Origin of the sequence: Jiangella gansuensis DSM 44835, assembly GCF_000515395.1 — a bacterium.
In the GTDB taxonomy this organism is placed as follows: Bacteria; Actinomycetota; Actinomycetes; order Jiangellales; family Jiangellaceae; genus Jiangella; species Jiangella gansuensis.
The window spans coordinates 4,954,834-4,968,597 of the sequence record NZ_KI911782.1 but is presented as its reverse complement, the minus strand read 5'-3'; the positions used below and the strand labels follow the sequence as shown (position 1 = coordinate 4,968,597).

Annotated in this window: 11 protein-coding genes; all 11 read left to right on the top strand. The window is 69.8% G+C overall.

The window, feature by feature from the left end; all coding sequences use genetic code 11:
- The first annotated feature begins 79 nt into the window (after nucleotides 1-79).
- The gene (gene nuoE / locus JIAGA_RS31930; RefSeq protein ID WP_035812901.1) at nucleotides 80-766 is read left to right on the top strand and encodes an NADH-quinone oxidoreductase subunit NuoE; all 687 of its coding nucleotides are present in this window, start codon (nucleotides 80-82) and stop codon (nucleotides 764-766) included.
- Nucleotides 763-2,130, top strand: a complete 1,368-nt coding sequence (gene nuoF / locus JIAGA_RS0123470) for an NADH-quinone oxidoreductase subunit NuoF (RefSeq protein ID WP_051426437.1) — start codon at nucleotides 763-765, stop codon at nucleotides 2,128-2,130. Before nuoE ends, nuoF begins: the two co-directional genes overlap by 4 nt.
- Nucleotides 2,127-4,583 carry an NADH-quinone oxidoreductase subunit G gene (locus tag JIAGA_RS0123465; RefSeq protein ID WP_026877541.1) on the top strand — a complete coding sequence of 819 codons (2,457 nt, stop codon included), beginning with the start codon at nucleotides 2,127-2,129 and terminating at the stop codon, nucleotides 4,581-4,583. The genes nuoF and JIAGA_RS0123465 overlap by 4 nt, the downstream gene beginning before the upstream one ends.
- Nucleotides 4,580-5,911 (top strand): NADH-quinone oxidoreductase subunit NuoH, encoded by a 1,332-nt coding sequence (nuoH, locus tag JIAGA_RS31925; RefSeq protein WP_084470007.1) that lies wholly within the window; start codon nucleotides 4,580-4,582, stop codon nucleotides 5,909-5,911. The genes JIAGA_RS0123465 and nuoH overlap by 4 nt, the downstream gene beginning before the upstream one ends.
- On the top strand, nucleotides 5,904-6,443 hold the full coding sequence (nuoI, locus tag JIAGA_RS0123455; RefSeq protein WP_026877540.1) for an NADH-quinone oxidoreductase subunit NuoI: 540 nt from the start codon (nucleotides 5,904-5,906) through the stop codon (nucleotides 6,441-6,443). The genes nuoH and nuoI overlap by 8 nt, the downstream gene beginning before the upstream one ends.
- Nucleotides 6,443-7,282: an NADH-quinone oxidoreductase subunit J gene (locus tag JIAGA_RS31920; RefSeq protein ID WP_084470005.1), complete on the top strand. Its 840-nt coding sequence runs from the start codon at nucleotides 6,443-6,445 to the stop codon at nucleotides 7,280-7,282. Before nuoI ends, JIAGA_RS31920 begins: the two co-directional genes overlap by 1 nt.
- On the top strand, nucleotides 7,279-7,578 hold the full coding sequence (gene nuoK / locus JIAGA_RS0123445) for an NADH-quinone oxidoreductase subunit NuoK (RefSeq protein ID WP_026877539.1): 300 nt from the start codon (nucleotides 7,279-7,281) through the stop codon (nucleotides 7,576-7,578). The genes JIAGA_RS31920 and nuoK overlap by 4 nt, the downstream gene beginning before the upstream one ends.
- Nucleotides 7,579-7,693: 115 nt before the next feature.
- Entirely contained in the window at nucleotides 7,694-9,556 is a 1,863-nt protein-coding gene (gene nuoL / locus JIAGA_RS0123440) for an NADH-quinone oxidoreductase subunit L (RefSeq protein ID WP_026877538.1), read from the top strand.
- Between the two features lie 11 nt (nucleotides 9,557-9,567).
- The gene (locus JIAGA_RS0123435; protein ID WP_245597229.1) at nucleotides 9,568-11,094 is read left to right on the top strand and encodes an NADH-quinone oxidoreductase subunit M; all 1,527 of its coding nucleotides are present in this window, start codon (nucleotides 9,568-9,570) and stop codon (nucleotides 11,092-11,094) included.
- Nucleotides 11,091-12,617, top strand: coding sequence for an NADH-quinone oxidoreductase subunit NuoN (gene nuoN, locus JIAGA_RS0123430; RefSeq protein WP_026877536.1), 1,527 nt, complete (start codon nucleotides 11,091-11,093; stop codon nucleotides 12,615-12,617). The genes JIAGA_RS0123435 and nuoN overlap by 4 nt, the downstream gene beginning before the upstream one ends.
- Before the next feature lie 77 nt (nucleotides 12,618-12,694).
- Nucleotides 12,695-13,660 carry a polyprenyl synthetase family protein gene (locus JIAGA_RS0123425; RefSeq protein WP_035812899.1) on the top strand — a complete coding sequence of 322 codons (966 nt, stop codon included), beginning with the start codon at nucleotides 12,695-12,697 and terminating at the stop codon, nucleotides 13,658-13,660.
- Nucleotides 13,661-13,764 lie beyond the last annotated feature (104 nt).

Sequence of the window (13,764 nt, the reverse complement as noted above, 5' to 3'; positions counted from 1 at the left end):
GACGAGTGAGCGCAGTGGCCGGCCCGACGAAAGAGGGCCGTCCGCGCAGCGAACGAGGACTGGAGTGCGACCAGCAGAGATGACCAACGTGGAGACGAAGCTCGACGACAAGGCCCGGGCGGAGATGCTCGAGATCGTCGCGCGCTACCCGGAGGCCCGCTCGGCGCTGCTGCCGATGCTGCACCTGGTGCAGTCGTACGAGGGCTACGTGACGCCGGCGGGCATCGAGCTGTGTGCCGAGGTCCTCGGCATCACTGAAGCCGAGGTCGCCGCGGTCGCCACCTTCTACACGATGTACAAGCGCCGCCCGGTCGGCGAGTACCACGTGGGCGTGTGCACCAACACGCTGTGTGCGGTCATGGGCGGCGACGCCATCTGGGACGAGGTGTCCGAGCACCTCGGCGTCGGGCACGACGAGACCACCGACGACGGCCAGGTGTCACTGGAGCGCGTCGAGTGCAACGCGGCCTGCGACTACGCGCCGGTCGTGATGGTCAACTGGGAGTTCGTCGACAACCAGACCCCGCAGTCCGCGCGTGAGCTGGTCGACAGGCTGCGTGCCGGTGAGGTCGTGGAGTCGACCCGTGGCCCGCGCATCTGCTCGTGGAAGCAGGCCGAGCGGGTGCTCGCCGGCTTCCCCGACGGCCTGGCCACCGACGGCGTCGCCGCCGGGCCGGCGTCGCTGACGGGTCTGGAGCTGGCGCACGAGCACGGCTGGACCGCTCCCGAGGGCGGCCAGCGCGAGATCGGAGGCAGCGGCAAATGACGGAAGCCACCACAGGCCAGTCCGGAGCCTCGGCTGAGAAGCGTGCCCCGGTCACCCTCACCCCCGTCCTGACCGCCCGCTGGGACCAGGCCGACTCCTTCACCCTGCGCAACTACGAGAACGCCGGTGGCTACAAGCCGCTGCGCCGGGCGCTGCAGCGCACCCCGGGTGACATCGTGGAGATGGTCAAGGACTCCGGCCTGCGCGGCCGCGGCGGTGCGGGCTTCCCGACCGGCATGAAGTGGAGCTTCATCCCGAAGGATTCTCCGAAGCCCACCTACCTGGTCGTGAACGCCGACGAGTCCGAGCCGGGCACCTGCAAGGACATCCCGCTGATGATGGCCGACCCGCACGTGCTGGTCGAGGGCGTCATCATCACGTCGTTCGCCATCGGTGCCAAGCACGCGTTCATCTACGTGCGCGGTGAGGTGCTGCACGTGTTCCGCCGGGTCATGAACGCCGTCGCCGAGGCCTACGAGGCCGGCTACCTGGGCAGGAACATCCTGGGTTCCGGGTTCGACCTCGACATCGTCGTGCACGCCGGTGCGGGTGCCTATATCTGCGGCGAGGAGACGGCGCTGCTGGACTCCCTGGAGGGCCGGCGCGGCCAGCCGCGCCTCAAGCCGCCGTTCCCGGCGGTCGCCGGGCTGTACGCGTCGCCGACGGTCATCAACAACGTCGAGACCATCGCGTCGGTGCCGTCCATCGTCGCCGGCGGTGCCGACTGGTTCCGCGCCATGGGCAGTGAGAAGTCGCCGGGCTACGGCATCTTCTCGCTGTCCGGCCACGTCACCCGGCCGGGCCAGTACGAGGCTCCGCTGGGCATCACGCTGCGCGAGCTGCTGGACATGGCCGGCGGGATCCGGGCCGGCCACGAGCTGAAGTTCTGGACACCGGGTGGTTCGTCCACGCCGATGCTCACTGCCGAGCACCTCGACATCCCGATGGACTTCGAGGGCATGGCCGGCGTGGGCAGCATGCTGGGCACGCGAGCCCTGCAGATCTTCGACGACACCACCTGCGTGGTGCGGGCCACCGCCCGCTGGGTCGAGTTCTACAAGCACGAGTCCTGCGGCAAGTGCACGCCCTGCCGTGAGGGCTTCTGGTGGATGGTCCAGATCCTCGACCGGCTCGAGAAGGGCCAGGGCACCGAGGCCGACCTGGACAAGCTGCTGGACCTCAGCGATAACATCGCTGGCCGCTCGTTCTGTGCGTTGGCCGACGGCGGTGTCGCCCCGGTGGTCTCGTCCATCCAGCATTTCCGTGACGAGTACATCGCCCACTTCGAGCACGGGGGCTGCCCGTTCGACCCGGCCGCCTCGACGCTGTTCGCTCAGGAGCAGAAGGTGAGTGCCACCAGATGACCGTGACCAGCAACTCCACGACCGATGCCGTGGAGCCGCAGCCGAAGATGGTGGACGTCACCATCGACGGCTTCGAGGTCAGCGTCCCCGAGGGCACGCTGGTCATCCGTGCGGCCGAGCTGATCGGCATCCAGATCCCGCGGTTCTGCGACCACCCGCTGCTGGAACCGGTCGGCGCCTGCCGGCAGTGCATGGTCGAGGTGCCCGACATGGGCAACGGCCGCGGCATGCCGAAGCCGCAGGCGTCGTGCACGCTCACCGTGATGCCGGGCATGGTGATCAACACCCAGTTCTCCTCGCCGGTCGCCGACAAGGCGCAGCAGGGGATCATGGAGTTCCTGCTGATCAACCACCCACTCGACTGCCCGGTCTGCGACAAGGGCGGCGAGTGCCCGCTGCAGAACCAGGCCATGAGCAACGGCCGCGGCGACTCGCGCTACGAGGGCAAGAAGCGCACGTACCCGAAGCCGATCAACATCTCCGCCCAGGTGCTGCTGGACCGCGAGCGCTGCGTGCTCTGCGCCCGCTGTACCCGCTTCTCCAAGGAGATCGCCGGCGACCCGTTCATCGAACTGCTCGAACGCGGCGCGCTGCAGCAGGTCGGCATCTACGAGAAGGAGCCGTTCGAGAGCTACTTCTCCGGCAACACCATCCAGATCTGCCCGGTCGGCGCGTTGACCAGCGCGGCGTACCGGTTCCGGTCGCGGCCGTTCGACCTGGTTTCGGTGCCGTCGGTGGCCGAGCACGACGCCTGCGGCAGCGCCATCCGCGTCGACTACCGCCGCGGCACCGTCATGCGCCGACTGGCCGGTGACGACCCCGAGGTCAACGAGGAGTGGATCACCGACAAGGACCGCTTCGCGTTCCGCTGGTCCACGCTCGACGACCGCATCACCCACCCGCTGGTGCGGGACGAGGAGTCCGGCGAGCTGGTCACCGCGTCCTGGCCGGAGGCACTGACGCTGGCCGCCGAGGGCCTGGCGCGGGCCCGCGACGCCGCCGGTGTCGGCGTGCTGACCGGCGGCCGGGTGACCCTCGAGGACGCCTACGCCTACTCGAAGTTCGCTCGCACGGTGCTCGACACGAACGACATCGACTTCCGCGCGCGGGTGCACTCCAGCGAGGAAGCCGGGTTTCTCGGCTCGCTCGCCGGCACCGGCTTGGGCGTCACGTTCACCGACGTCGAAGCCGCGCCGACGGTGCTGCTGGTGGGTCTCGAGCCCGAGGAGGAGGCCGGCGCGCTGTTCCTGCGGCTGCGCAAGGCCAACCGCAAGAACGGCACCGCGGTTCATTCCATCGCGCCGTTCGCCACCCGCGGCCTGAGCAAGCTGAACGGCACGCTGCTGCCGGCCGCGCCGGGAACCGAGCCGGAGATCCTCAACGCCATCACCCTCGGCGACGACCGGGTCGCCTACCTCGGCGAAGCGCTGCGGCAGAAGGGTGCGGTCATCCTGGTCGGCTCCCGGCTGGCCGGCATCCCGGGCGCGCTCTCCGCGGCCGCCCGGGTCGCCACCGTCACCGGTGCCCGGGTGGCCTGGGTACCGCGGCGCGCCGGTGAGCGCGGCGCGGTGGAGGCCGGGGCGCTGCCGACGCTGCTGCCCGGCGGCCGGCCGGTGTCGGACCCCGAGGCCCGCGTCGACGTCGCTGCCGCGTGGTCCGTCGACAGCCTGCCCTCGCTGCCCGGCCGCGACACCGCGAGCATCCTCGCCGCCCTCACCAGCGGCGCGCTCGGCGCCGTCGTCGTCGGCGGTGTCGAACTGGCCGACCTGCCGGACCCGGCCGCGGCTCGCCGCGCACTGGAGGCCGCCGGCTTCGTCGTCAGCCTCGAGGTCCGCCACAGCGAGGTCACGCAGCTGGCCGACATCGTGCTGCCGGTGGCTCCTCCGGTCGAGAAGGCAGGCACGTTCGTCAACTGGGAGGGCCGGGCCCGGCCGTTCCCGGTGGTCCTGGACGAGACGGCGTCCCTGCCCGACGCGGCCGTCCTCGACGCCGTCGCCGGTAAACTGGACATCCGCCTCGGACTGCGCGACGTCGACGCCGTCCGGGCCGAGATCGCCGAGCTGGGTTTCTGGGACGGCACCCGTACCGAGCCCACGGACACCCCGCCCGCCGGGCCGCCGCGGCCTGGTGAGCGCGAGGCGGTCCTGGCCACCTGGAAGCTCATGCTCGACAACGGCCGGGGACAGGACGGCGAGCCGCACCTGGCCGAGACGGCACACCGTCCGGAGGCCCGCGTCTCCGGCGGCACCGCCGCCGAGGTGGGTGTCGCCGACGGCGAATGGCTCACCGTGCGCACCCGTGCCGGCTCCATCTCGCTGCCGGTGCGGGTCACCGAGATGCCCGACCGTGTCGTCTGGGTGCCGGAGAACTCACCCGGTTCGACGGTGCACACCTCGCTCGGCGTCGACGCCGGCGCCGTGGTCACGCTCGCAGGCGGAGGCGCTCACTCATGATCTCGATTGCCGCGGAGAACTACGACCAGATTGCCGGCTTCGGCGGCGATCCGTGGTGGATCATCGCCATCAAGTGTGTGGCGATCTTCGTGCTGCTGCTCCTGCTTACGCTGTTCAACATCGTCTTCGAGCGCAAGGTCGTGGCCCGGATGCAGCACCGGGTCGGCCCGAACCGTACCGGGCCGATGGGCTGGCTGCAGAGCCTCGCCGACGGCACGAAGCTGATGTTCAAGGAGGACATCATCCCGAAGGCGGCCGACAAGGTCGTCTACGTGCTCGCGCCGATCGTGGCGCTGATCCCGGCGTTCCTCGTCCTGGCGGTCATCCCGATGGGCCCGGAGGTGTCGATCTTCGGTGAGACCACCCGACTGCAGTTGACCGACCTGCCGGTGGCGGTGCTGTTCACCCTCGCCATCGCCTCGGTGGGCGTGTACGGCCTGATGCTGGCCGGCTGGTCCAGCGGCTCGACCTACCCGCTGCTCGGAGGCCTGCGCTCGACCGCCCAGGTCATCTCGTACGAGCTGGTCATGGGGCTGTCGTTCGTCGGTGTCTTCCTGTTCGCCGGCACCATGTCCACGTCGGGCATCGTGGCGGAGCAGGAACGGATGTGGTACGGCATCATCCTGCTGCCGTCGTTCATCATCTACCTGATCTCGATGGTGGGCGAGACCAACCGGGCGCCGTTCGACCTGCCCGAGGCCGAGGGTGAGCTGGTGGCCGGCTGGGGAACCGAGTACTCGTCGTTCAAGTACGCGATGTTCTTCCAGGCCGAGTACATGAACATGGTGAACGTCTCGGCCATCGCCACGACCCTGTTCCTGGGCGGCTGGATGGCTCCGTGGCCCATCTCGGCCATCAACGACGGCATGTTCAACACCGGCTGGTGGCCGCTGCTGTGGTTCCTCGGGAAGATCATCCTGCTGATGTTCCTCTTCATCTGGCTGCGTGGTACGTTGCCGCGGCTGCGCTACGACCAGTTCATGCACTTCTGCTGGAAGTGGCTGCTGCCGGCGTCGCTGGTGTGGATCGTGCTGGTGGCCGCCATGCGGCTGGCGTTCAACGAGGGCGTCGAGCGCACCGAGATCTTCCTCTACGGCGGCATCGCCATCGCGGTGATGCTGGTGGTCAGCCTGCTCATCCCGGAGAAGAAGGAACCTGAGGAGCCCGCGGAGGCGGCCGCAGAGCCGGAGTTCGACGCCTACGCGTCCGGGCCGCACCCGGTTCCGCCGATGCCGGGCCAGACGTTCACCCACACGCGCGTCCCCGCGGCTACCGCCGCGTCCCGGACCAGCGACGACAGTCCCGACGAGGAGAGCAGTCGTGCCTAAGTTCCTCGACCCGGTCGCGGGCTTCGGAGTCACGTTCCGCAACGTGTTCCGCAAGCCCATCACCGAGCAGTACCCGGAGCAGCCGCACCCGGTGGCGCCGCGCTTCCACGGCCGCCACCAGCTGAACCGGCACCCCGACGGGCTGGAGAAGTGCGTCGGCTGCGAGCTGTGCGCCTGGGCCTGCCCCGCCGACGCCATCTACGTCGAGGGCGCCTCGAACTCCGACGAGCCCGGCGGCGGAGGCCGGTTCTCGCCCGGCGAGCGGTACGGCCGCGTGTACCAGATCAACTACCTGCGCTGCATCCTGTGCGGGCTGTGCATCGAGGCGTGCCCCACCCGGGCGTTGACCATGACCAACGAGTACGAGCTCGCCGACCACACCCGCGAGAGCCTGATCTACGAGAAGAAGGATCTGCTGGCTCCGCTGCTCCCCGGCATGGAGGAGCCGCCCCATCCGATGCGGCTGGGTGACGACGAGCGCGACTACTACCTCGGTGCCGGCATCGGCCGCCCGTCCGCTGAGGGGGCGTGATGGGCGAGGAGATCCTGTTCTGGGTCCTGGCGCCGTTCGCCGTCCTCGGCGCACTCGGCCTGGTGTTCGCGCGCAAGGCCGTCCACGGTGCGCTGTCGCTCGCCGTCACGATGGTCACCCTGGCGGTGTTCTACATCGCCCAGGAGGCGCCGTTCCTCGGCGTCGTGCAGATCGTCGTGTACACCGGCGCGATCATGATGCTGTTCCTCTTCGTGATCATGCTGGTCGGCATCGACTCCTCCGACTCGCGGGTCGAGACGATCCGCGGCCAGCGCGCCGCGGCGGTATTGGTGGTCCTCGGTGTGGTGGTGCTGCTGACCGCCGTCACCGGCCGGGCCAGCCTGCCCGAGGAGCCGGCCGGGATGGCGCAGGCCACCCCGGACGGCAACGTCCCCGGTATCGCCGACCTGATCTTCGGCACCTACGTGTGGGCCTTCGAGGTGGTCGCGGCGCTGCTCATCACCGCCGCCGTCGGCGCCATGACGCTGACCCACCGCGAGCGCATCTTCAACCGCCCGACCCAGCGCGAGCTGGCCACCAGGCGGTTCCGGGAGGGCCGGCCCGAGGACGCGGCCGGGCTGCCGGTGCCGGGCGTCTACGCGCGGCACAACGCGGTCGACACCCCGGCCCTGCTGCCCGACGGCACTCCCAGCGAGGCGTCGATCAACCGGGTCCTGGTGGCACGCGGCGTCGCCCGCTCCACCGAGGAGTTCCGGCACCGGCCGACACCCACGGACATCGAGGTCGCGGCCGAGGGTGAGACCGAGGAACCGGCCGGCGACCCGAGCGGCGGAGGCGTCGGCAACGGCGACGACACCACCGGAGGTGAGCGCGCATGAGCCCGACGCCCTACCTGGTGCTGTCGGTCATCCTGTTCTCGATCGGCGCGGCCGGCGTGTTGACCCGGCGCAACGCGCTGGTGGCGTTCATGAGCGTGGAGCTGATGCTGAACGCCGCGAACCTCGCGTTCGTCACCTTCGCCCGCATGCACGGCAACCTCGACGGCCAGATGGTGGCGTTCTTCGTCATGGTCGTGGCCGCGGCGGAGGTGGTCGTCGGACTGGCGATCATCGTGACGATCTTCCGGACTCGCAGGTCCGCGTCGGTCGACGACGCCAGCCTGCTGAAGCTGTGACGGGGCGAGTGAGGGATACGTGACTTCCACATTCAGCACGCTGGCGACCACGCTCGCCGCGGAGGCCGGACACGGCGGTGGCCAGACGGCCGTCGAGGCCTCCGGTGTCTTCTCCCTGACCTGGCTGCTCATCGCCTTCCCCCTGGTGGGTGCCGCGGTACTGCTGCTCGGCGGACGTCGCACCGACCGCGCCGGCCACCTCATCGGCACCGCGGCCTCCGCCGCGTCGTTCGTCATCGGCGTCGTGCTGTTCGTCGCCATGCTCGGCGAGGGTGCGACCGAGCGGGCGTTCACCGTCCAGCTGTGGGAGTACTTCAATGCCGGCGGCTACCAGGTCGACGTGAGCCTCCTGCTCGACCAGCTGTCCATCTCGTTCGTGCTGCTGATCACCGGCGTGGGCTCGCTCATCCACGTCTACTCGATCGGCTACATGGAGCACGACGAGCGGCGGCGCCGGTTCTTCGGCTACCTGAACCTGTTCGTGGCCGCCATGCTGCTGCTGGTGCTGGCCGGGGACTACCTGATTCTGTTCATCGGCTGGGAGGGCGTCGGCCTCGCGTCGTACTTGCTGATCGGCTTCTGGCAGCACAAGCCGTCGGCGGCGGTCGCGGCGAAGAAGGCGTTCGTCGTCAACCGGGTCGGCGACATGGGCATGGTGCTGGCCATCGCGTCGATGATCGCGGTCTTCGGGTCGTCGGCCTTCGAGGTGGTCTTCGCCTCCGCCGACGGCGCGTCGACCGGTTGGCTCACCGCCATCGGCCTCTTCCTGCTGCTGGGCGCCTGCGGCAAGTCCGCGCAGTTCCCGCTGCAGTCCTGGCTGCTGGACGCCATGGAGGGCCCGACTCCGGTGTCGGCGCTCATCCACGCCGCCACCATGGTGACCGCCGGCGTCTACCTGATCGTGCGCTCCGCGGCCATCTACGACCTCGCTCCGGACGCACGCACGGCCGTCGTCGTCATCGGTGCCATCACGCTGCTCATGGGTGCGATCATCGGTTGCGCCAAGGACGACATCAAGAAGGCGCTGGCCGGCTCCACCATGAGCCAGATCGGCTACATGACGCTGGCGGCGGGGCTCGGCCCGGCCGGCTACGCGTTCGCCATCTTCCACCTGCTCACGCACGGCTTCTTCAAGGCGAACATGTTCCTCGGAGCCGGCTCGGTGATGCACGGCATGCACGACGAGGTCAACATGCGCCGCTACGGCGGGCTGCGGATCATGATGCCGGTGACGTTCGTGACCTTCGCGATGGGCTACCTGGCCATCATCGGCATCCCGCCGTTCGCCGGGTACTTCTCGAAGGACAAGATCATCGAGGCGGCGTTCGCGGACAACTGGATCGTCGGCGTCTGCACGCTGCTCGGTGCCGGCATCACGGCGTTCTACATGACACGTCTGATGCTGATGACCTTCTTCGGCAGCCGGCGCTGGCAGCACAGTGAGCCGCCGCACGAGTCGCCGCGCGTCATGACCGTCCCACTGATCGTCCTGGCCGCGCTGTCGGTCGTCGGCGGGTTCGGGCTGCTGTATCTCGGCGCCGACATCGTCGACTGGCTGGCACCCGTCACCGGCGAGGAGCACCACGACCTGCCGATGCCGCTGGCGCTGCTCATCACGATCACGTTGGCCACGGTCGCGGCCGGGGTCGCCGCCGCGTGGGTCATGTACGGGCGCCGAGCGGTCCGCGAGGACGTGCCGGCGGGTAATGCGCTCACCGTCGCGGCCCGCAGCGACCTGTACGGCGACGCCTTCAACGAGGCGGTGTTCATGCGGCCGGGCCAGTACCTGACCCGTTCGCTGGTCTACATCGAGAACCGCGGAGTCGACGGTGCCGTCGTCGGCACGGCCACCGCCGTGGGCGGGCTGTCGGCCCGGCTTCGGCGCTGGCAGACCGGGTTCGTCCGTTCCTATGCCGTGACGATGCTCGGCGGTGCCGCCATCGTCGTGCTGGCCATGCTGTTGGTGAGGCTGCCGTGACCTTTCCTTGGTTGACCACGCTCATCGCGCTGCCCGCGCTCGGGGCGGTGCTCACCGCCCTGGTGCCGACCGGGCGCGGGACGCTCGCCAAGCAGGTCGCGCTGGGCGCCGCGCTGGTGACGCTGATCGTGGGCGCCCTCATCAGCGTCCACTTCCTCTTCGACGTCGACCTCGGGGTCGAGGCGGAGACCTACGAGTGGATTCCGGAGTTCGGGGCCTCGTGGGCGTTGGACGTCAACGGCATCAGCGTCGCGCTGATCGCGCTGACCGTCCTGGCCACGCCCATCGTCGCGCTGGCGATGTGGCGTGAGGCCGAGGACGAGAAGCGCGACCCGAAGGCGTTCTTCGCGCTGCTGCTGGCCGTCGAGGCGCTGACGCTCACCGCGTTCCTCTCGCGCGACCTGCTGCTGTTCTACATCGTCTTCGAGGCGATGCTGATCCCGCTGTACTTCATGATCGGCATGTACGGCGGTCCGCAGCGCCGGTACGCGGCCGTGAAGTTCCTGCTGTACAACCTGGTCGGCGGCCTGCTCATGCTGGCCGCGGTCATCGGGCTGTACGTCCAGTCGGTCGACGCCGGTGCCGCGTCGTTCTTCATCCCGGACCTGGTGGCGCTCGACATCGACGCCGGCGCGCAGCGCTGGCTGTTCCTCGGCTTCATGATCGCCTTCGCGATCAAGGCGCCGCTGTGGCCGTTCCACACCTGGCTGCCCGACGCGGCGGCCGAGGCCACCCCGTCGAACGCGGCGTTCCTGTCCGGCGTGGTCGACAAGGTCGGCACGTACGGCATGATCGCGCTGGTGCTGCCGCTGTTCCCCGATGCCTCGCGGGAGTTCGCGCCCGCCATCGTTGTGCTGGCGGTCGTCAGCATCGTCTACGGCGCGTTGCTGGCCATCGGCCAGACCGACATGAAGCGACTGATCGGCTACACGTCGATCTCCCACTTCGGCTTCATCGTGCTGGGCATCTTCGCGCTGACCGGGGAGGCCGCGGCAGGCTCGACGCTCTACATGGTCAACCACGGCCTGTCGACCATCGCGCTGTTCGTCGTCGTCGGGTTCATGATCAGCCGGCGCGGTTCGCGTCAGGTCGGCGACTACGGCGGTGTGCAGAAGCCGGCGCCGAAGCTGGCCGGGGTGTTCCTGTTCGCCGGTCTGTCCGGACTGGCGCTGCCGCCGTTGTCGACGTTCCTGTCGGAGTTCCTGGTCATCTCCGGGACGTTCCTGCGCTACCGCCCGGCGGCTGTGGTGGCCACCGTCGGCATCGTGCTGGCCGCGCTGTACATCCTCTGGCTCTACCAGCGCACCATGACCGGTCCCGTCCGCCCCGCGGTTGAAGGCATGGCCGACCTGCGCACCCGCGAGACGGTCGTGGTGGCCCCGCTGATCGCCCTCATCCTGCTGGTGGGCTTCTTCCCCAAGCCGCTGGTCGACGTCATCGACGACGCCGTCGAACCGACGCTCGTCGAGGTCGACATCGACCAGCCGGAGCCCCTGGCACCTGTCGCTGAACCCGTCGAGGAAGGGACTGGCCGGTGAACGCGCCGACCCTGGAGTACGTCGAGCTCGCGCCGCTCATCACGGTCTTCGGCGCCGCCGTCGTCGGTGTGCTGATCGAGGCGTTCGCGCCGCGGCGGGTCCGGCACCCGGTCCAGGTCGGACTGGCGCTGGTGGCGCTGGTGGCGGCGCTGGTCCAGATCATCCTGCTCGCCGGCACCGAACTGATCGGCGCCGTCGGGGCGGTCGCCGTCGACGGCCCCGCGCTGTTCCTGCAGGGCACCATCCTGGTGCTGGCCATCATCAGTGTCGGCTTCTTCGCCGAGCGGCGGCTCGAGGGCGGCGGCGACGCGTTCGCCCCGGCCGCGTCGACGCTGCCGGGCAGTGAGGACGAGCGAGTCCTGGTCCGGCAGGGCGCCCTGCAGACCGAGGTGTACCCGCTGGCACTGTTCGCGGTCGGCGGGATGATGCTGTTCCCCGCGGCCAACGACCTCCTCATGCTGTTCGTGGCGCTCGAGGTCATGTCGCTGCCGCTGTACCTGCTGTGCGGTATGGCCCGGCGCCGCCGGCTGCTCTCGCAGGAGGCCGCGCTCAAGTACTTCCTGCTCGGCGCGTTCTCGTCGGCGATCTTCCTGTTCGGCATGGCGTTCGTGTACGGCTACGCCGGCACGCTGCGGTTCGGCGAGATCTCCGAGGCGCTCACCGCCAACGTCGGGCAGGACGGCATCCTGCTCACCGGCGTCGGTCTGATGGCGGTCGGCCTGCTGTTCAAGGTCGGTGCGGTGCCGTTCCACTCGTGGACGCCGGACGTGTACCAGGGCGCGCCGACCCCGATCACCGGGTTCATGGCCGCCTGCACGAAGCTCGCCGCGTTCGGTGCCATGATCCGATTGTTCTACGTCGCCTTCGGTGGGCTGCGAACGGACTGGCAGCCGATGCTGTGGGCGGTCGCCATCGCCACCATGCTGGTGGGCGCCGTCGTCGCGCTGACGCAGACCGACATCAAGCGGATGCTGGCGTACTCGTCCATCGCGCACGCCGGTTTCGTGCTGACCGCACTGGTGGCCGCCGACTCCAGCGGCACCGCTGCGATCCTGTTCTACCTGGCCACCTACGGCATCGCCACACTGGGCGCGTTCGCCGTCGTCACGCTGGTGCGCGACGCCGGCGGCGAGGCCACCCACCTGGCCAAGTGGGCCGGACTGGGCAAGCGGTCGCCGGTGCTGGCCGCGACCTTCGCGCTGTTCCTGCTGGCGTTCGCGGGTATTCCGCTCACCAGCGGATTCGTCGGCAAGCTGTCGGTGTTCACCGCGGCGCTCGACGGTGGCGCGGCGCCACTGGTCATCGTCGGTGTGATCGCCAGTGCGGTGGCGGCGTTCTTCTACGTCCGGGTCATCGTGCTGATGTTCTTCTCCGATCCGGTGCCGGATGGCCCGAGCGTGGCGGTGCCGAGCCTGTGGACCACGGTCGGGATCACGCTGGGCGCGGCGGCGACGTTGCTGTTGGGCATCGTGCCGGGGCCGCTGCTGGACCTTGCGCAGCAGGCGTCCATCTTCGTTCGTTAAAGTGATTCTCTTGCCGGGCTGACGGGTCCGGTACCGAGGGGAGGGCTGGGTTGAGCATCGGTCTGGGCATTCCGTCCATGGACGCCGAGCTGGAGGCGTCCATCAGCGCGAGCCTCGACGACGTCGAGGCCCGCCTGCTGGCGGCGGTGAAGTCCGACGACGCCGTGCTCAGCGAGAGCTCTCGGCACCTCACCCAGGCCGGCGGCAAGCGGTTCCGGCCGCTCATCACCTTGCTGGCCGCCGGGTTCGGGGACATCGACGCACCCAAGGTGGTACCGGCGGCCGTCGTCGTCGAGCTCACCCACGTCGGCACCCTGTACCACGACGACGTCATGGACGATGCGCAGCTGCGCCGCGGTGCCCCCAGCGCGAACGCGCGCTGGGACAACACCGTCGCCATCCTGACCGGCGACTTCCTGTTCGCCTGTGCCTCGGACCTGCTGGCCGACCTCGGTCCGGAGTCGGTGCGCATCCAGGCGCGCACGTTCCAGCGCCTGGTGCACGGTCAGTTGCACGAGACCCTGGGCCCGCGCGAGGGCGAAGACCCGGTGGCGCACTACCTGTCCGTGCTGTCGGACAAGACGGCGTCGCTGATCGCGGCGTCCACCCGGCTGGGCGCGCTGCACGCCGGGGTCGACCCGTCCCAGGTCGAGGTCCTGGGGCAGTTCGGCGAGCGCATCGGCATGGCCTTCCAGCTCGCCGACGACCTGCTCGACATCGTCGGGTCGGAGCGGCTGTCGGGCAAGACGCCCGGCACCGACCTGCGCGAGGGCGTGGCCACCCTGCCGGTGCTGTACGCCCGCCGGTCGGGCCGCCCCGGCGACGAGCGGCTGCTGTCGCTCATCTCCGGCCCGGTGGTGGACGACGCCGACCACGCCGAAGCGCTGCGGCTGTTGCGGGAACACCCGGCCATGGCCGAGGCGGAGGCCGACGTCCGCCGTTGGGCCGACGACGCCCGCGCCGCGCTGGAGTCCCTGCCGGCCGTCCCGGCCCGCGAGGCCCTGCACGCCCTGTGCGACAGCGTCGTCACCCGCATGTCCTGACCCTCCGTGACCCGCTGCCGTCGTCCCGCTTGCTTCCCTTCCCCTGCGGCGGGAAATGATCACGTTCGGCATGGGTCTTCCCGCCTCCCCACGCATGCATGCCT

Bases quoted from the DNA above. Each gene is read 5' to 3' on its own strand.
- nuoE (WP_035812901.1), top strand. From the start codon at position 80: ATGACCAACGTGGAGACGAAGCTCGACGACAAGGCCCGGGCGGAGATG.
- nuoF (WP_051426437.1), top strand. From the start codon at position 763: ATGACGGAAGCCACCACAGGCCAGTCCGGAGCCTCGGCTGAGAAGCGT.
- JIAGA_RS0123465 (WP_026877541.1), top strand. From the start codon at position 2,127: ATGACCGTGACCAGCAACTCCACGACCGATGCCGTGGAGCCGCAGCCG.
- nuoH (WP_084470007.1), top strand. From the start codon at position 4,580: ATGATCTCGATTGCCGCGGAGAACTACGACCAGATTGCCGGCTTCGGC.
- JIAGA_RS31920 (WP_084470005.1), top strand. From the start codon at position 6,443: ATGGGCGAGGAGATCCTGTTCTGGGTCCTGGCGCCGTTCGCCGTCCTC.
- nuoK (WP_026877539.1), top strand. From the start codon at position 7,279: ATGAGCCCGACGCCCTACCTGGTGCTGTCGGTCATCCTGTTCTCGATC.
- JIAGA_RS0123425 (WP_035812899.1), top strand. From the start codon at position 12,695: ATGGACGCCGAGCTGGAGGCGTCCATCAGCGCGAGCCTCGACGACGTC.